This window comes from Streptomyces albireticuli (genome assembly GCF_021228125.1).
Lineage (GTDB): Bacteria > Actinomycetota > Actinomycetes > Streptomycetales > Streptomycetaceae > Streptomyces > Streptomyces albireticuli.
On the sequence record NZ_JAJQQS010000003.1, the window covers coordinates 339949 to 357205 of the forward strand.

Consider the following 17257-nt stretch of genomic DNA (forward strand, 5'->3'; position numbering starts at 1 on the left):
ATGGCCATGCCGCTCCGCCAGTCCATCCGGGTGGGAACCTACCTTTTCGAACAGAAGATGCGGAGGCGGGAGAAGTTCCCGCTGATCGTCGAACTGGAGCCGCTGTTCGCGTGCAACCTCAAGTGCGAGGGCTGCGGGAAGATCCAGCACCCCGCGGGCGTGCTCAAGCAGCGCATGCCCGTCGCACAGGCCGTCGGCGCCGTGCTGGAATCCGGTGCGCCGATGGTCTCCATCGCCGGCGGCGAGCCCCTGATGCACCCGCAGATCCATGAGATCGTGCGGCAGCTGGTGGCGAAGCGAAAGTACGTCTTCCTGTGCACCAACGCCCTGTTGATGCGGAAGAAGATGGAGAAGTTCACCCCCTCTCCGTATTTCGCGTTCGCGGTGCACATCGACGGGCTGCGCGAGCGGCACGACGAATCCGTTGCGAAGGAAGGCGTCTTCGACGAGGCGGTGGAGGCGATCAAGGAGGCCAAGCGGCGTGGCTTCCGGGTCACCACCAATTCCACCTTCTTCAACACCGACACCCCGCAGACCATCATCGAGGTGCTCGACTTCCTCAATGACGAGCTCCAGGTCGACGAGATGATGATCTCGCCCGCCTACGCTTACGAGAAGGCCCCCGACCAGGAGCACTTCCTGGGCGTCGAGCAGACCCGGGAGCTCTTCAGGAAGGCGTTCGGCGGCGGCAACCGCCGCCGCTGGCGGCTCAACCACAGCCCGCTCTTCCTCGACTTCCTGGAAGGCAAGGCCGACTTCCCCTGCACCGCGTGGGCCATCCCGAACTACTCCCTCTTCGGCTGGCAGCGCCCCTGCTACCTGATGAGCGACGGCTACGTCCCGACGTACCGGGAGCTGATCGAGGAGACCGACTGGGAGAAGTACGGGCGGGGCAAGGACCCGCGCTGCGCCAACTGCATGGCGCACTGCGGCTACGAACCCACGGCCGTCCTCGCCACCATGGGATCGCTGAAGGAATCGCTGCGCGCCGCGCGCGAGACCGTCGCGGGAAACCGGGGCTGACGGGCATGGGTTCCGTGGATCCTGTCTCACTCGGACTCCCCGGCCTGCCGCCCCGGCCGCTGGCGAAGCGCCGCACCTCGCGGCGCATCCAGGTCGGGTCGGTCCCGGTCGGCGGGGACGCACCGGTCTCGGTGCAGTCCATGACCACGACGGTGACGGCGGACATCGGCGCGACGCTCCAGCAGATCGCCGAGCTCACCGCCTCCGGCTGCCAGATCGTCCGGGTGGCCTGCCCCTCGCAGGACGACGCCGACGCGCTGCCGGTCATCGCGAAGAAGTCGCAGATCCCGGTGATCGCCGACATCCACTTCCAGCCGAAGTACGTCTTCGCCGCCATCGACGCCGGCTGCGCCGCGGTCCGGGTGAACCCGGGCAACATCCGGCAGTTCGACGACAAGGTGCGCGAGATCGCCAAGGCCGCCTCGGACGCGGGCACCCCCATCCGGATCGGCGTCAACGCGGGCTCGCTCGACCGGCGTCTGCTGGAGAAGCACGGCAAGGCCACTCCGGAGGCGCTCGTCGAGTCCGCCCTCTGGGAGGCGTCGCTCTTCGAGGAGCACGGTTTCCGTGACATCAAGATCTCGGTCAAGCACAACGACCCGGTCGTGATGGTCAACGCCTACCGCCAGCTGGCCGCTCAGTGCGACTACCCCCTGCACCTCGGTGTCACCGAGGCGGGCCCGGCCTTCCAGGGTACGATCAAGTCGGCCGTGGCCTTCGGCGCGCTGCTGTCCGAGGGCATCGGCGACACGATCCGCGTCTCCCTGTCGGCCCCGCCGGCCGAGGAGATCAAGGTCGGCATGCAGATCCTGGAGTCCCTGGGGCTGCGCCGGCGCCGTCTGGAGATCGTCTCCTGCCCGTCCTGCGGCCGCGCCCAGGTCGACGTCTACAAGCTCGCCGACCAGGTCACGGCCGGTCTGGAGGGCATGGAGGTGCCGCTGCGCGTGGCGGTCATGGGCTGTGTCGTGAACGGTCCGGGTGAGGCCCGCGAGGCCGACCTCGGTGTCGCGTCCGGCAATGGCAAGGGCCAGATCTTCGTCAAGGGCGAGGTCATCAAGACCGTCCCCGAGTCCAAGATCGTCGAGACCCTCATCGAGGAGGCGATGAAGATCGCCGAAACCATGGAGGCCGCGGGCGCCGGCTCGGGCACGCCCGACGTCACCGTGAGCTGACCGACGGGGCCACGCCCGCCGGAGAACCCGACCGGACCGACCGGTCGGACACAGGCACACCCAGTCAGATCAGACAGTCCCCGGAAGGAGCGGCCGTCAGGGCTGCCCGGCCGGGGCCGAGAGACGAGGAGGGGGCCCCGACGTGTCGTTGTTGGAGAACATCCGCGGACCGCGCGACGTGAAGGCGCTGGACACCGAGGACCTGACCGAACTGGCAGAGGAGATCCGCCACTTCCTGGTGCACGCCGTGGCCAGGACCGGCGGCCACCTCGGACCCAACCTCGGCGTGGTGGAGCTGACCATCGCGCTGCACCGCGCCTTCGACTCACCCGCCGACCGCGTCCTGTGGGACACCGGCCACCAGTCCTACGTGCACAAGCTGCTCACCGGCCGCCAGGACTTCTCCAAGCTTCGCGGCAAGGGCGGCCTGTCCGGCTACCCCTCGCGCGAGGAATCCGAGCACGACGTCATCGAGAACAGCCACGCCTCCACGGTCCTCGGCTGGGCCGACGGCCTCGCCAAGGCCAACCAGGTCCTCGGCCGCTGGAACCGCCACGTCGTCGCCGTCATCGGCGACGGCGCCCTCACCGGCGGAATGGCCTGGGAGGCGCTGAACAACATAGCCGCGGCCAAGGACCGGCCCCTGATCGTCGTCGTCAACGACAACGAACGCTCCTACGCCCCCACCATCGGCGGCCTCGCCGACCACCTCGCCACCCTGCGCACCACCGACGGCTACGAACGCTTCCTCTCCTGGGGCAAGGACGCCGTCCAGAGCGTGCCCGTGCTCGGCAGGCCGCTCTACGAATCGCTGCACGGCGCGAAGAAGGGCTTCAAGGACGCCTTCGCGCCCCAGGGCATGTTCGAGGACCTCGGCCTCAAGTACCTCGGCCCGATCGACGGGCACGACATCGAGGCCGTCGAGTCGGCGCTGCGCAAGGCCAAGCGCTTCCACGGCCCCGTCCTCGTCCACTGCCGCACCGAGAAGGGCCGCGGCTACCAGCCGGCCCTGGAGGACGAGGCCGACCGCTTCCACACCGTGGGCGTTATGAACCCCCTCACCTGCGAGCCGCTGGCGCCCGCCGCCGGCCGCTCCTGGACCTCGGTGTTCGGCGACGAGATGCTGCGGATCGGGTCCGAGCGGCCGGACGTGGTGGCCATCACCGCGGCCATGCTCCACCCCGTGGGCCTGACCAAGTTCGCCGCCGCCTACCCCGACCGGGTCTGGGACGTCGGCATCGCCGAGCAGCACGCCGCCACCTCGGCCGCCGGCCTGGCGACGGGCGGTCTGCACCCGGTCTTCGCGGTGTACGCGACGTTCCTCAACCGTGCCTTCGACCAGGTCCTGATGGACGTCGCCCTGCACAAGTGCGGGGTGACCTTCGTCCTCGACCGGGCCGGCGTCACCGGCACCGACGGCCCTTCGCACAACGGCATGTGGGACATGTCGATCCTCCAGGTCGTCCCCGGCCTGCGGATCGCCGCCCCGCGCGACGCCGACCAGCTCCGGGCCCAGCTCCGCGAGGCCCTGGACGTCGACGACGCCCCGACCGTCATCCGCTTCCCCAAGGAGACCGTCGGCGAGCCCCTCCCGGCCACGGCGAAGATCGGCGGCATGGACGTCATCGGCGGCCCCGGCCCCGAGGAGGACCCCGCCGACGTGCTGCTCGTCGCCGTCGGCACCATGGCCCCCGTCTGCCTGGCCGCCGCCGAGCTGCTCACCGCCCGCGGCACCTCCTGCACCGTCCTCGACCCCCGCTGGGTCAAGCCCGTCGACGAGGCCCTGCCCGCGTTCGCCGCGCGGCACCGCGTCGTCGCCGTCGTCGAGGACAACAGCCGCACGGGCGGCGTCGGATCCGCCGTGGCGCAGGCCCTGCGCGACGCCGAGGTCGATGTGCCCGTGCGCACCTTCGGCATCCCCGAGCAGTTCCTCCCGCACGCCAAGCGCGGCGAGGTGCTCGCGGACCTGGGGCTCACCCCGGCCGAGATCGCCGGCCGGATCAGTGCCGCCCTGGCCCGTAAGGAGGTGACCGAGGCGGCGCCGGCCGCGGCCGGCAGGACCAGCAAGGCCCGTAAGGAGAACGACGCATGACATCCGACGGCACCGACGGAACGAAGGGGTTCGACCTCGCCCGGCTCCTCGCGGAGCGCGGCGGTGAGCGGTACGACCTGCACACCCGTCACCTCAACCACCAGCTGCCCCGCATGCTGCGCACCATCGGCTTCGACAAGGTCTACGAACGGGCCGAGGGCGCGTACTTCTGGGACGCGGAGGGACGGGACTACCTCGACATGCTCGCCGGCTTCGGGGTGATGGGCGTCGGTCGCCACCACCCCGTCGTCCGCAAGGCGCTGCACGACGTCCTGGACGCCTCGCTCGCCGACCTCACCCGCTTCGACTGCCAGCCGCTGCCCGGCCTCCTCGCCGAGAAGCTGCTGTCGTACACCCCGCACCTGGACCGGGTCTTCTTCGGCAACAGCGGCACCGAGGCCGTCGAGACCGCCCTGAAGTTCGCCCGCTACGCCACCGGCCGGCCCAGGGTCCTCTACTGCGACCACGCCTTCCATGGCCTGACCACCGGCTCCCTGTCCGTCAACGGCGAGACCGGCTTCCGCGACGGCTTCGCCCCGCTGCTGCCGGACACGGCGATCCCGCTCGGCGACCTCGACGCCCTGGAGAGGGAGCTGCGCCGGGGCGACGTCGCCGCCTTCGTCGTCGAGCCCATCCAGGGCAAGGGTGTCCACGAACCGCCGCCGGGCTTCCTGCGCGCGGCCCAGGACCTGCTGCGCCGCCACAAGGCGCTGCTGATCGCCGACGAGGTGCAGACCGGCATCGGCCGCACCGGCGACTTCTACGCCTACCAGCACGAGGAGGGCGTCGAGCCGGATTTGGTGTGCGTGGCCAAGGCGCTCTCGGGCGGCTACGTACCGGTCGGCGCGACCCTCGGCAAGGACTGGATCTTCAAGAAGGTCTACTCCTCCATGGACCGGGTGCTGGTCCACTCGGCGAGCTTCGGCTCCAACGCCCAGGCCATGGCGGCCGGGCTCGCCGTGCTCTCGGTCATGGAGGACGAGGAGCTCGTCGCCAACGCCCGGCACACGGGTGAGCTGCTGCGGAGCCGGCTGGCCGCGCTGGTCGGGAAGTACGAGCTGCTGCACGACGTCCGGGGCCGCGGACTGATGATCGGCATCGAGTTCGGCAGGCCCCGCTCGCTGGGGCTGCGCGGCCGGTGGACGATGCTCCAGGCCGCCCGCAAGGGCCTCTTCGCGCAGATGGTCGTGGTGCCGCTGCTCCAGAAGCACCGGATCCTCACCCAGGTCTCCGGCGACCACCTGGAGGTGATCAAGCTGATCCCGCCGCTCACCATCGGCGAGCCCGAGGTGGACCGCTTCGTCGCGGCCTTCACGGCCGTGATGGACGACGCGCACGGCGGCGGCGGGCTGATGTGGGACTTCGGCCGGACGCTGGTGAAGCAATCCCTGCAAGCGGGCAAGGGCTGACGGCCCCGCCCGGCCGCACGCCGCCCGGCCGCACGCCGGCCGGGCGGGCGGTGGCCGGGCGGGCGGTGGCCGGGCGGGCGGTGGCCGCCGCCGAGCGGCCGGGCCGGCCGGACGGGCGTGTCACGGGCCCGTCCGGCCACCGGAGACCGGCGGGCTCAGTCCGTCAGCAGCCGGGCGCGCAGCCGCTCCCGGTCCGCGCCGCCGAAGCCGAGCCCCCGGGTGAGGTACCGCTCGGTCGTCCCCCAGATCTCCTCGATCGTGGTGAACGCCTCCGCGAGGTACTCGGCGCGGGCTTCGAACATCGGCGCGAGCAGCTCCGCGACCTCCAGCTCCTCCTCCCCGGCGCCCTCGGCGCGCCGCATCCGGTAGCGGCGGTGCGGGGCGTTCGACTTCAGGTAGTCGGCCTCGACGGTCTCCCGCGAAGCTCCGAGCGCCAGCAGGGTGACGGCGATCGACAGCCCCGCCCGGTCCTTGCCGGCCGCGCAGTGCATCAGCGCGGGCACGGCGTCCTCGGCGAGGGCGCGCAGCACCCGGGCGTGTTCGGCGGTGCGGGTGGTGATGATCTCGCGGTACGTCTCGGTCATCCGGTCCGCGCCCCGGGTGCCGGAGAGCACGCTCCGCAGCTGGGTGAGGTCGCGGGCGCGGACCATCCGCCAGAACTCGGCGCCGTCCGCAGGGTCGTTGAGCGGGATGTTCACATTGCGCACCCCGGTGAGCTCGATGTCCCGGCCGTCCAGCTCGATGTCGGCGGCGTTGCGGAAGTCGAAGACCGTGTGCAGCCCCAGCGAGCCGAGGAAGCGGGCGTCCGACTCGGTCGCGTGGGCGAGGTGGCCGCTGCGGAAGAGGACGCCGGGCCGTACGCGCCGTCCGTCGGCGGCCGGCAGGCCGCCCAGATCACGGAAGTTGCGTACCCCCGTGAGCTCGGGTTCGGTGGACGGGACATGTGGCGTCTGCGTCACGGGCGCTCCCCGGGTCTCGGCTGTCGACGCTGCTCGTCGACCAGGCGGCTGAACGACTCTACGTCACTGGTTGTACGCGGAATCCAGCCCGCGCGACACCGGTGTTGACGTATTCCGCTTGGGGTGACTTTGTTGGGGTGGGATACATCACTGCACGTCAACCCCTGGTTACGGTGGCGTAAGTCACTCCTCAAGAGGAAAGATGTGCTGACGTGGCAGACGATTCGAATTCATTCAGCAAGAGCGCGATCGGGTCGTACGCAGCCGTCGGGGACAGCTTCACCGAAGGCGTCGGCGACCCAGGGCCGGACGACACCTTCATCGGCTGGGCCGACCGACTGGCCGTACTCCTCTCCGACCAGCAGGACGAGCACACCTTCCGGTACGCCAACCTCGCCGTCCGCGGCCGGCTCCTCGACCAGATCGTCGAGGAGCAGGTGCCCCGGGCCAAGGAACTCGGCCCGGACCTCGTGACCTTCTGCGCCGGCGGCAACGACATCCTGCGCCCCGGCAGCGACCCCGACGACGTGGCCGAGCGCTACGAGGCGGCCGTCGTCGACCTGGCCTCCTCCGTCGGCACGGTGCTGCTGTGCACCGGCTTCGACACCCGGGGCGTCCCGGTCCTGCGCCATCTGCGCGGCAAGATCGCGACGTATACGGCCCATGTCCGCGCCATCGCCGACCGGCACGACTGCCCGGTGCTCGACCTGTGGTCGCTGCGCTCGGTGCAGGACCGGCGGGCCTGGAGCGACGACCGGCTGCACCTCTCGCCCGACGGGCACACCCGCGTCGCGCTGCGCGCCGCCCAGGTGCTCGGGCTCCAGGTGCCGGCCGACCCGGACCAGGCGTGGCCGGACGAGGGGCTGCGGTCGCCCGCCGAGGTGCGCCGGGACAACATCCACTGGGCGCGCGAGCACCTGGTGCCGTGGATCGGCCGCCGGCTACGCGGCGAGTCCTCGGGGGACCATGTGGAAGCCAAGCGTCCGGACCTGCTGCCGCTGTAGGGCGGGCCCGGAGCATCAAGAAAAAAGGGGGAAGGACACCGGGCCCGGCCCGGGTGTCATCGTCAGAGGGGGAGCCGCCCGTGCGGCAGATCGGCCCAGACGACACGGCCGCGGCCGTCGTCGTCGGGCCGGACCCCCCAAGCCTTCGACAGCGCGCCCACCAGCAGCAGCCCGCGCCCGCTCTCCTCGTCCGCCCCGCTGCACCGCGCCCGGGGCTCCGTCGAGGTGTGCCCCTGATCGGCCACCTCTATCCGCAGATGCGCGCCGCTCAGGCGCAGTTGACAGCTGACCTTGTCGCTGTCCGTGTGCCGCACGGCGTTGGTGAAGAGTTCCGACACCACCAATTGGGCGTCGTCGCACGCCACTTCGTCGATACCCCACTCCCGCAGTCGCGCGAGAACTCGTCTGCGCGCCTCCGCCACCGAGGTGTTGAGAGCCGGGAAGTGGAAGGCGTCCTGGAGACGCGCGGCTATGGAACTGCCGTAGCGTCCGAGCGAAGGTGCGTCATGGGAGGGGACCACTCCGCAACTATGTGCGATGTGAGTCATGTGTGGCAAGGTTCAATCTGTAAATTGCAGAATCGTCAGTTCAGTCTGTCCGCTCCGGGGGGTGCGTGGCAGACTGCGCTGCACGGGGGGCATATGACAAAAGTTGGAGGGGATGAACAGTGGCGGACGCGCGGCCGACAGGCGCCCCGACCGTCCTGAGGGTCGTGCTGGGCAAACGGCTCCAGGACCTCAGGGAGCGGGCCGGGCTCTCCTTCGAGCAGGCGGGCCGCGCCCTCGACGTCACCCACGCCACGGTCCGCAGGATGGAGAAGGCCGAGGTCGGCCTGAAGCTCCCCTACGTGGAGAAGCTCCTGCGCGTCTACGGAGTCGCCGACCCCGAGGAGCTCGACGGCTTCCTCACCCTCGCCCGGGAGGCCAACCGCCCGGGCTGGTGGCACCGCTTCCGGGACGTCCTGCCCGAGTGGTTCAGCGCCTTCGTCTCCCTGGAGGGCGAGGCCAACCTGATCCGCGCGTACGAGCCCCACTACGTCCCCGGGCTGCTCCAGACCGAGGCCTACGCCCGGGCCGTACTCCGCGCCGGGATGCCGCACGCCCCCGACGCCGACATCGACCGCGCGGTCACCGTCCGCCGGGAGCGGCAGTCGCTGCTCACCCGGGACGGGGCACCGCTGCTGTGGGTGGTGATCGACGAGACCGTGCTGCGCCGGCCCATCGGCGGGCCCGGTGTCATGCGGGAGCAGATCGCACACCTCGCGGCCGCCACCGCCATGCCGAACGTTCGGCTCCAGATCATGCCGTTCGCCGCCGGGCCGCACCCGGCGATGTACGGACCGTTCCATATCTTCCGGTTCCCGCTCCCGGAGCTGCCGGACATCGCGTACGCCGAAAACCTCGTCGGGGCCTCGTACTTCGACCAGCGTGACGATGTCTCGGCCTTCCTGGAGGCGCTGGACCGGATGTGCGCGCAGGCCGCGCCGGCACACACCACCGAGGCCTTCCTGGGTGGCATTCGTAAGGAGATCTGATCCATGGATCGCATATACAACGGCATGCCCGCCACCGACCTCGGCACCGAGGGGTGGAGCAAGCCGTGGAGCGGCGGCAACGGCGGAAGCTGTGTCGAGGCCATGCGGCTGCGGGACGGCCGGGTCGCGCTCCGTCAGTCCACCGATCCGGACGGCCCCGCGCTGATCTACACGCACCACGAAATCGAAAGCTTCATCAAAGGCGCGAAGGCCGGCGAAGCCGACTTCCTTCTCGCGGGAACGAGTGTGAGCTGCGAATGAAAGGGCACGGCGTGAGCGAGCAGGGCTTCGCGGCGGAGGAGATCGACACCAGCAGGCCGCACCCGGCCCGCATGTACGACTACTACCTCGGCGGCTGGGACAACTACGAGGTCGACCGGCAGGCCGCCGAGCACGTCATCCGGGTGCACCCGCAGGTGCGGCTGTCCGCCCGCGCCAACCGCGCCTTCATGACCCGCGCCGTGCGGGACGTGGTGCGGGACGGCGTCCGCCAGATCATCGACATCGGCACGGGCATACCGACCTCCCCGAACACCCACGAGGTGGCCCGGGAGACCGACCCCGACGTCCGCGTCGCCTATGTGGACAACGACCCGATCGTCGCCACCCACGCGGGCGCCAAGCTGACGAACGCGGGTCGCGCCGCGTTCGTCCTCGGCGACGTGCGCGAGCCCGGCGCCGTCCTGGCGCACCCCGTGGTCCGCGACCTGATCGACTTCAGCGAGCCCGTGGCCGTGCTGCTCGTCGCCGTCCTGCACTTCGTCAAGGACGAGGAGGACCCCGCGGGCATCGTCGCGACCCTCGCCGACGCGCTCCCCTCGGGCAGCCGCCTGATCCTCTCCCACGCCACGGCCGAGCCGTACGAGGGCTACGAGGGCGGCTACACCGACGTCAAGGCCCGCGACAGCGTCCTCGGCACGTACAAGAACGCCACCGCCGCGCTCAATCTGCGCGGGCGCGCGGAGGTGGAGCCGCTCTTCGGTGACTTCGCGCTGGAGGAGCCGGGGCTGGTGCGGGTGCCGCTGTGGCGGCCGGAGGGGCCGGTGCCGGGGGCGGAGGAGCTCAACAACACGATCTTTTACGGCGGGGTGGGGCGGAAGGGGTAAGGGGTGGCCGGGGTGGGGTTGCCGGTGCCGGTGGGGCCGCTGCGCGGGGCTTTTCCCCAGCCCCGCCCCTTCCCGAACGTCCTCAATCGCCGGACGGGCTGATCATCAGCCCGTCCGGCGATTGAGGACACCGCGCGGCAGCGCGGAACCGGGGGCCCGGCCCCCACCCGGCCCCACCTACGCTGGCCGTATGGACGAGCTCTTCCCCCGCCCGCCCTCCGAGATCACCCCGGGCGCCGTACACATACCCGGCTGGCTGGACCCCGCCGCCCAGGCCCGCCTGCTCGACGCCTGCCGCACCTGGGCGAAGCCGCCCGCCGGGCTGCGGACCGTGCGGATGCCCGGCGGCGGGCGGATGTCGGTCCGGACCGTCGGCCTCGGCTGGCACTGGTTCCCCTACGGGTACGCCCGCACCGTGGTCGACGGCGACGGCGCGCCCGTCAAGCCCTTCCCGTCCTGGCTGGACGCACTGGCCCAGGACGCGGTGCGGGCGGCCCGCGAGGCCTCGGCGGACGCGGAGCCGTTCGGCCCGGCGCGGGCCGCCGCGTCCGCCCCGTACGACACGGCCGCGATCAACTTCTACGGGCCCGGCACGCGGATGGGCATGCACCAGGACCGCGACGAGCGCTCCGACGCGCCCATCGTCTCGCTCAGCCTCGGCGACAGCTGTGTCTTCAGATTCGGCACGGTGAGCGGCCGGGAGCGCCCCTGGACCGACGTCGAACTGCGCAGCGGCGACCTCTTCGTCTTCGGTGGCCCGGCGCGGTTCGCCTACCACGGCGTTCCCCGTACCCACCCGGACACCGCGCCGCCCGGACTGGGGCTCACCGGCCGCCTGAACATCACCCTCCGCGTGAGCGGACTCGGCTGACCCCGGAATACGGCCGAAAACAAGCCACGTGCACGTGAAAATTCACGTGCATATGGCCCCCGGACCCTGCACAGTGGGGCATCAGGTGGTGAACACCGGTCGTCGGCCGGGCCCGATCACGGGGGTGGGCCCGGACGGCGCACCGGGTGTTCCCCCAGGCGCGGTCCGCCCGACGACGGGGGGCCACCCGCCGGCCGTTCGAACAGGAGCAGATAATGACGGTGACTTTCACCCGACGCTGCTTCCTGGAGGTGCCGTGACCGGCTCCCGCCCGAAAAGCTCACCGCTCGACGCCCTGCGACCGGCCGCGTTCGGAGTCGACCCGTCGGGGGAGCGGATGGCGCGCATCCGGCGGTCGCCGCACTACGCCGACGGCGTCTTCACCAACCCGGTGGCGGCCCAGCACACCCCCTCCGGCTCCATGCTGAAGTTCCTGCCCACCTACTTCCGCAGAGAGGAGCGCGCCCGCCGCGCTCCCGCGGGCAATGTGCCGGTCCACCCCACGACCGTCGCCGACCTCGCCACCCCCGCGGCCACCGGGCTGCGGCTGACGTGGATGGGCCACTCCACCGTGCTCGCGGAGATCGACGGGCGCCGGGTGCTCTTCGACCCGGTGTGGTCCGAGCGCTGCTCGCCCTTCGCCTTCGCGGGCCCGCGCCGCCTGCACCCGGTGCCGGTCCCGCTGTCCGAGGCGGGCGACGTCGACGCCGTCGTGATCTCCCACGACCACTACGACCACCTGGACATGCCGACGGTCCGGGCGCTGGCCCGGCACACCGGCGCCCACTTCGTCGTACCGCTGGGCATCGGCGCGCACCTCGAACACTGGGGGGTGCCCGAGGACCGGATGACCGAGCTCGACTGGCACGAGTCGACGGAGGTCGGGGGCCTCACCCTCACCGCCACCCCCGCCCGCCACTTCTGCGGCCGTGGGCTGCGCAACACCCAGCACACTCTCTGGGCCTCCTGGGTGGTCGCGGGCCCCGAGCACCGTGTCTTCCACAGCGGGGACACGGGATACTTCCCCGGCTTCGCGGATATCGGCGAACAATACGGTCCTTTCGACGCCACAATGGTGCAGATCGGGGCGTACAGCGAATTCTGGACTGACATCCATATGACGCCGGAAGAGGGCATGCGCGCCCACCTCGACCTTCAGGGGGACCCCGCCCGGGGCGTCATGCTGCCGATCCACTGGGGCACCTTCAACCTCGCCCCGCACCCCTGGGAGGAGCCGGTCGAGGGCACCGTCGCCGCGGCCGCGCGCAGTGGCGCGCGTGTCGTGACGCCGCGCCCGGGGCAGCCCTTCGAGCCGGCCGCCGGGCTGCCCGCGGACCCGTGGTGGCGCGCGGTCGCGGCCCGGCCGGCGACCCCGGCGGCGGAGTGCCCGGTGCGGTCGCGGACGGTCGACGGCCCCGGCCGGGCCGGGGCCACCGTCCGCGCGTAGCCGGGGAGTTGACGTCCCGCCCGGCCCCGGGCGCGGGGCCCGGGCCGCCGTGGTGCGATTTCCTACGCAATCCCCTAGTGAGTGAGGTGCGGGGCCTATGAGGCCCTACGTTCCCCTTGTGGCGGAAGCGGTGGGCCCGCTTCAATGCCGTTCGTTGGTTAGGAAAGCTTCCTAACAGCCGGGGTCGTCGGGCCCCGGCGACCCGGGAACGGAGATCCGCATGCCCAAGCGCACCGCGACGACCACCGCACACTCCCGCACCGCCTCGGACGAGGCCCCGCCCCAGGCGACGTCCCTCACTCCACGCCGCACCACGGGGAAGCCGAGGCGGACCACCCGCCTCGCCCTCGTCGGCCTGGCCGCCGCCCTCCCCGCCCTCGCCCTCACCGGAGTGGAACAGGCGGCGGCCGTGAGCGCCTCCGCCGGTCACCACGTCACCGCCGCTCCGCTCACCGAGCGGATACGGGCCCAGGCCGCGACCGGCCTGGACGACCCGCGGAAGAAGGACATCGCCATGCGGCTGGTGTCGAGCGCCGAGAACTCCTCGCTCGACTGGCGCGCCCAGTTCACCTACATCGAGGACATCGGCGACGGCCGCGGCTACACCGCCGGCATCATCGGCTTCTGTTCCGGCACCGGCGACATGCTCGACCTCGCCGAGCGGTACACCAAGGACAAGCCCGGCAACCCGCTCGCCAAGTACCTGCCCGCGCTGCGCAAGGTCAACGGCAGCGACTCCCACGCCGGCCTGGGCAAGCCCTTCGAGGACGCCTGGCACAAGGCCGCCCAGGACAAGGCGTTCCAGGCCGCCCAGGAGGCCGAGCGCGACCGCGTCTACTTCGGCCCGTCGGTCGCCCAGGCCAAGGCCGACGGCCTGCGCACGCTCGGCCAGTTCATCTACTACGACGCGATCGTCATGCACGGCCCCGGCAGCGGCAAGGACAGCTTCGGCGGCATCCGCAAGGCCGCCCTCGCCAAGGCGAAGACGCCGGCCCAGGGCGGCGACGAGAAGACCTACCTCGGCGCCTTCCTCGACGCGCGGAAGAAGGCCATGCAGAGCGAGGAGGCCCACAGCGACACCAGCCGCGTCGACACCGCGCAGCGCGTGTTCCTGAACAACGGCAACTTCGAGCTCCAGCCGCCGCTGAAGTGGAAGGTCTACGGCGACTCGTACGAGATCAAGGAGTAAGGAACCAAGGGGTAAGGAACCAAGGGGTGAGGAGCGGCGGCGGGCGGGCCGTGGAGGTGCGGGAATGCGCGGGAAGGCGCCTCCACGGCCCGCCCGTCCGCCCGCGCGGACGGCACGGTCGCCGTGCCGCCCGCCGGGCGACCCGGCCCGCCGCGACTCAGTGCGGCAGCTCCATGTCGCAGCACGAATCCCGGCGCAGCCGCCGTCCGACCTCCAGCCACTCGCCCAGCGAGCGCGCCACGGGCCCGCCCTCCGGGCGGGCGCCGGCGTACGAACCCACCAGGTCCGCCTGGCGGAAGGGCACGCCCCCGCGCAGCACCGACTCCGTCCGCACCAGCCGGGCGAAGTCGGTGAACGGGTCGCCGTCCACCACCGTCATGTCGGCCAGCTTCCCGGACTCCAGCGTGCCCAGGTCCCGCTCCGCGCCGAACGTCCGCGCGGGCAGCACGGTCGCCGTGCGCAGGGCCTCCGTCGCCGACAGCCCGTAGCGGTGCAGCGCCCGCAGCCCCAGGTGCAGCGAGAGCCCCACGGGCACCAGCGGGGCGTCCGTACCGAGGGCGACGACGCCACCACCGGCCAGCACCCGCCGGTAGACGTCGACCTCGCGCTCCAGTGTGTCCAGCTGGTCGCGGGTGGGCCGGCTGCCGGCCGTCCGGCGTACGACCGCGACGTCCCACGGCGGCATCAGCGCCGTCACCCGGGGATCCTCGGCCAGGGCCGGGGAGTCGCCGAGCAGCGGCACGGAGCTGAAGAGCGTCGCGATCAGGTGGAAGTCCACGCCCCGGCTCGTGTAGATCTCCACCAGGTCCTGGTAGGCGTGTCCCGTGGCCGTCGTGGCGTGCCCGAACTCCAGCCGTTGCGTGGCTTGCAGATGGGTCGTCAGGTCCTGGCCGAGCTGCACGCCGGGCGAGCAGAGGTGACTGCCCGCGCGCACCCCCAGCCGCTCGTGCGCGAACCGGGCCGCCTCCTCCATCACCCAGCCCGGGGCCCGCACGTACGTCTTCACGAAGTCCCAGTCCAGCGCGGCGGCGCGGTCCAGGGACCGGCGCAGGCCCTCCCGGGTGCGGTGCGCGCGTCCCATGCTGTACGCGACGCGCCCGCCGTCCAGCAGCTCGCCCGAGGTCAGCATCCGGGGCCCTGCCAGCGCCCCCGCGGTGACGGCCTCGCGGATGCGCGCCTGCTCGTAGGCGAACCCGCCGAGCGAGACGGCCGTGGTGATCCCGTAGGCCAGCTGCAGCGCGGTCTGCCGGCCGCCGTAGATGTTCTGGTACGGGTGGGTGTGCGCGTCCCAGAGGCCGGGGATCACCGTGCGGTCCGAGGCGTCGATCCGGCGGAGGGACGCCCGGCGCGGCCGGTGCGGCCCGACGGCGTCGATCCGGCCGCCGCGCACCGTGACGTCGACGTCGTCGCGCACCGTGTCGCCCGTGCCGTCCCAGAACCTTCCGGCGTGGACGATGACGTCGGCGGGGGCGGGGCGCCGGTAGTCGAGCGTGACGGGGACCGTACGGACGGAGCCGCTCCCGATCTCCATGATCCGCAGCCGTCCGGCGGAGAGGTAGAGGAGGCGGCGCCCGTCGGCGGACCACGACGGGTGGTCGGCGGCCTCGTCCGTCAGCCGCCGGGGCGGGCCCTCGGGGGTCCCGTCGGCCCGTACGGGCAGCAGCCACAGCGCGGACTCGGAGATCACCGCCAGGTGGCGCCCGTCGGGCGACCAGACGGGCCCGGAGTCGTAGCGGTCGGAGAGGGAGGCGTGCGGGGCGAGGGCGTGCAGGCGGGCGGTGCCGTCGCGGGTGTCGACGACGCGGATGAGGTTGTAGCCCTCGCGGAACCGCTGGTTCAGGCGGTTGCGGTCGCAGAAGGCGAGGAAGCGCCCGTCGGGCGACCAGCTGGGTCTGCCGGGCAGGCCGCCCGCGCCGAGCGGGGCCGCGAGGACGCGGTCGGAGCCCTCGCCGAGGTCGCGGACGACCATGTTGCCGGCCATGTCGACGCTCGCGAGGAACCGCTCGTCCGGGGAGAGCGCGGGATAGACCCGGCCCCCGTCGGCCAGCACCGTCTCCTCGCCGGAGGCCAGGTCGTGGCGGCGCACGGCGAGCAGCCCGTCCCGGTCGCCCGCGTAGACCAGGGACCGGCCGTCGCGGGTCCAGGTGGGACCGAGCAGATAACGGGTGGGCTCGGCGCTCACCACCCGCCGGGGCCGCCCGCCGGCGACGTCGGCGACCCAGAGGGAGTTCAGCGCGCCGAAGGCGACCCGGCGGGCGTCGGGGGAGAGGGCCGGGAGGTGGAGGGCGAGGGCGATGCGGGTGCCGCCGTCCTCCAGGTCGTACCGCTTGGTCCGGTAGCGCGGCCGGTGGAGCGGGAGCCGGGCGGCGAAGGGGAGGAAAGTGATCGCGGAAGAGACCTTGCCGTGATTCACCCGGACCACCGCGAACCGCCCGCCGAGGGTGAGGAGCAGCTCGTCCCGCGAGATCCAGCGCGGCGGCACGGGCTCGACGTCCCCGTCGATCTTCACGACCGCACCGTCGACGACGAGCACGCAGGTGGCGGTGGGGGAGCCCGTGGTCCGGAGGTAAGCCAGGCGCCCGGCGGGCGAGACGGCGGGGGTCATCACCTGCGCGGCGGCGGTCTCGGCGTGCTCCACCCGGACGGGCCCCCGCCCGTCGGCGGGCGCGGACACGACCGTACGGGCCTCCAGAGCCGTCCCCGCGACCCGGGCCCGGACGAAGAGCAGCCGTTTGCCGTCCGGCGACCACGTGGGATCGAAGTCCTCCCAGGCCCCGTCCTGGAACGGCCCGTCCTGCCCCGTCACCCCGCTGATCCTGGTGAGGCCGCCGGTGCGGACGTCCACCACCCACACGCGGTACGGGCTCCCGGCCACCGGATCGCCGCCGCGCTCGGAGGCGAAGGCGATCCGCGAGCCGTCCGGCGACCAGGAGGGCCCGCGGTCGTCCCAGGGCCCGTCGGTCAGCTGCCGCAGCCCGGACCCGTCGGGGCGCAGCGTCCAGATGTGGAACCCGCCGCCCCGGAAGGCGCAGACCGCGAGCCGTCTGCCGTCGGGGGAGTGGACGGGCCGGGTCGGTTCGAGATCGGCGGGCGTGATCGCCACGGCGTCGCCGCCGGCCCGGGGGAAGGACCACAGGACGTTCTGCACCTCGGCGACGACCCGGTCCCCGGCGGGCGCGAGGCTGGCGGCGCCGTTGGTGGCGGCGGTGAACGAGAGCGTGGGGACCGCGCCGCCACGCGTCGCGGCGCCGGCCGGCCCGGCGGGAAGGGCCGCGGCCACCCCGGCCGCGGTGGCGCTCCCGGCGGCGGCCTGGAGGAAGCCGCGCCGGGAGAAGGGCGGGGAAGGAGCCGGGGCGGGGGCCGGAGCGGGGGCCGGGGAGGCCGCGAGATCGTTGCCGGACGTGTCCAACTGTCCTCCTGCTGCGGGGGAGTTGCCTGGGACCGGAGCTGA

14 protein-coding genes are annotated in these 17257 nt (G+C 72.3%); 11 read left to right on the forward strand and 3 right to left on the reverse strand.

All coding sequences use genetic code 11. From position 1 onward, the window contains the following. From hpnH to LUZ64_RS06275, 4 genes are all read left to right on the forward strand, one after another. A complete protein-coding gene (hpnH, locus tag LUZ64_RS06260; protein WP_095585053.1) occupies window positions 1-1023 on the forward strand; it encodes an adenosyl-hopene transferase HpnH in 1023 nt (340 codons plus the stop codon). Between the two features lie 14 nt (window positions 1024-1037). Further along, window positions 1038-2195, forward strand: a complete 1158-nt coding sequence (ispG, locus tag LUZ64_RS06265; protein WP_232389774.1) for a flavodoxin-dependent (E)-4-hydroxy-3-methylbut-2-enyl-diphosphate synthase — start codon at window positions 1038-1040, stop codon at window positions 2193-2195. Window positions 2196-2337: 142 nt separating this feature from the next. Continuing rightward, entirely contained in the window at window positions 2338-4287 is a 1950-nt protein-coding gene (gene dxs, locus LUZ64_RS06270; RefSeq protein ID WP_095585054.1) for a 1-deoxy-D-xylulose-5-phosphate synthase, read from the forward strand. Continuing rightward, window positions 4284-5696 carry an aspartate aminotransferase family protein gene (locus LUZ64_RS06275; protein ID WP_095585055.1) on the forward strand — a complete coding sequence of 471 codons (1413 nt, stop codon included), beginning with the start codon at window positions 4284-4286 and terminating at the stop codon, window positions 5694-5696. The genes dxs and LUZ64_RS06275 overlap by 4 nt, the downstream gene beginning before the upstream one ends. Window positions 5697-5851: 155 nt before the next feature. Here the strand turns inward: LUZ64_RS06275 and LUZ64_RS06280 are convergent, their stop codons facing one another. Continuing rightward, on the reverse strand, window positions 5852-6655 hold the full coding sequence (locus tag LUZ64_RS06280) for a tyrosine-protein phosphatase (protein ID WP_095583546.1): 804 nt from the start codon (window positions 6653-6655) through the stop codon (window positions 5852-5854). A 212-nt stretch (window positions 6656-6867) separates the two neighbouring features. Here LUZ64_RS06280 and LUZ64_RS06285 point away from each other — a divergent pair, with 212 nt between their 5' ends. Then, window positions 6868-7659, forward strand: a complete 792-nt coding sequence (locus LUZ64_RS06285) for an SGNH/GDSL hydrolase family protein (RefSeq protein ID WP_095583545.1) — start codon at window positions 6868-6870, stop codon at window positions 7657-7659. A 62-nt stretch (window positions 7660-7721) separates the two neighbouring features. Here the strand turns inward: LUZ64_RS06285 and LUZ64_RS06290 are convergent, their stop codons facing one another. Further along, window positions 7722-8207 carry an ATP-binding protein gene (locus tag LUZ64_RS06290; RefSeq protein ID WP_087925310.1) on the reverse strand — a complete coding sequence of 162 codons (486 nt, stop codon included), beginning with the start codon at window positions 8205-8207 and terminating at the stop codon, window positions 7722-7724. A 119-nt stretch (window positions 8208-8326) separates the two neighbouring features. Here LUZ64_RS06290 and LUZ64_RS06295 point away from each other — a divergent pair, with 119 nt between their 5' ends. The 6 genes from LUZ64_RS06295 to LUZ64_RS06320 all read left to right on the forward strand — a co-directional run bounded on the left by LUZ64_RS06295 (window position 8327) and on the right by LUZ64_RS06320 (window position 13806). Further along, window positions 8327-9193 carry a Sco1979 family transcriptional regulator gene (locus tag LUZ64_RS06295; RefSeq protein WP_095583544.1) on the forward strand — a complete coding sequence of 289 codons (867 nt, stop codon included), beginning with the start codon at window positions 8327-8329 and terminating at the stop codon, window positions 9191-9193. A gap of 3 nt (window positions 9194-9196) precedes the next feature. Next, entirely contained in the window at window positions 9197-9454 is a 258-nt protein-coding gene (locus LUZ64_RS06300; protein WP_087925308.1) for a DUF397 domain-containing protein, read from the forward strand. Continuing rightward, entirely contained in the window at window positions 9451-10299 is an 849-nt protein-coding gene (locus LUZ64_RS06305; protein WP_107426677.1) for an SAM-dependent methyltransferase, read from the forward strand. Before LUZ64_RS06300 ends, LUZ64_RS06305 begins: the two co-directional genes overlap by 4 nt. Before the next feature lie 190 nt (window positions 10300-10489). Further along, a complete protein-coding gene (locus LUZ64_RS06310) occupies window positions 10490-11170 on the forward strand; it encodes an alpha-ketoglutarate-dependent dioxygenase AlkB family protein (RefSeq protein WP_232389773.1) in 681 nt (226 codons plus the stop codon). A gap of 256 nt (window positions 11171-11426) precedes the next feature. Further along, window positions 11427-12617, forward strand: a complete 1191-nt coding sequence (locus tag LUZ64_RS06315) for an MBL fold metallo-hydrolase (RefSeq protein ID WP_095578996.1) — start codon at window positions 11427-11429, stop codon at window positions 12615-12617. 220 nt (window positions 12618-12837) lie between these two features. Further along, window positions 12838-13806, forward strand: coding sequence for a chitosanase (locus LUZ64_RS06320; protein WP_232389772.1), 969 nt, complete (start codon window positions 12838-12840; stop codon window positions 13804-13806). A 157-nt stretch (window positions 13807-13963) separates the two neighbouring features. Here LUZ64_RS06320 and LUZ64_RS06325 read toward each other — a convergent pair whose 3' ends face one another. After that, a complete protein-coding gene (locus LUZ64_RS06325; protein ID WP_232389771.1) occupies window positions 13964-17215 on the reverse strand; it encodes an amidohydrolase family protein in 3252 nt (1083 codons plus the stop codon). Between the last annotated feature and the right edge of the window lie 42 nt (window positions 17216-17257).

Excerpts from the sequence above, each read along its gene's own strand:
- hpnH (WP_095585053.1), top strand. The coding sequence starts at position 1 with ATGGCCATGCCGCTCCGCCAGTCCATCCGGGTGGGAACCTACCTTTTC.
- LUZ64_RS06275 (WP_095585055.1), top strand. The coding sequence starts at position 4,284 with ATGACATCCGACGGCACCGACGGAACGAAGGGGTTCGACCTCGCCCGG.
- LUZ64_RS06290 (WP_087925310.1), bottom strand. The coding sequence starts at position 8,207 with ATGACTCACATCGCACATAGTTGCGGAGTGGTCCCCTCCCATGACGCA.
- LUZ64_RS06300 (WP_087925308.1), top strand. The coding sequence starts at position 9,197 with ATGGATCGCATATACAACGGCATGCCCGCCACCGACCTCGGCACCGAG.
- LUZ64_RS06305 (WP_107426677.1), top strand. The coding sequence starts at position 9,451 with ATGAAAGGGCACGGCGTGAGCGAGCAGGGCTTCGCGGCGGAGGAGATC.
- LUZ64_RS06310 (WP_232389773.1), top strand. The coding sequence starts at position 10,490 with ATGGACGAGCTCTTCCCCCGCCCGCCCTCCGAGATCACCCCGGGCGCC.
- LUZ64_RS06320 (WP_232389772.1), top strand. The coding sequence starts at position 12,838 with ATGCCCAAGCGCACCGCGACGACCACCGCACACTCCCGCACCGCCTCG.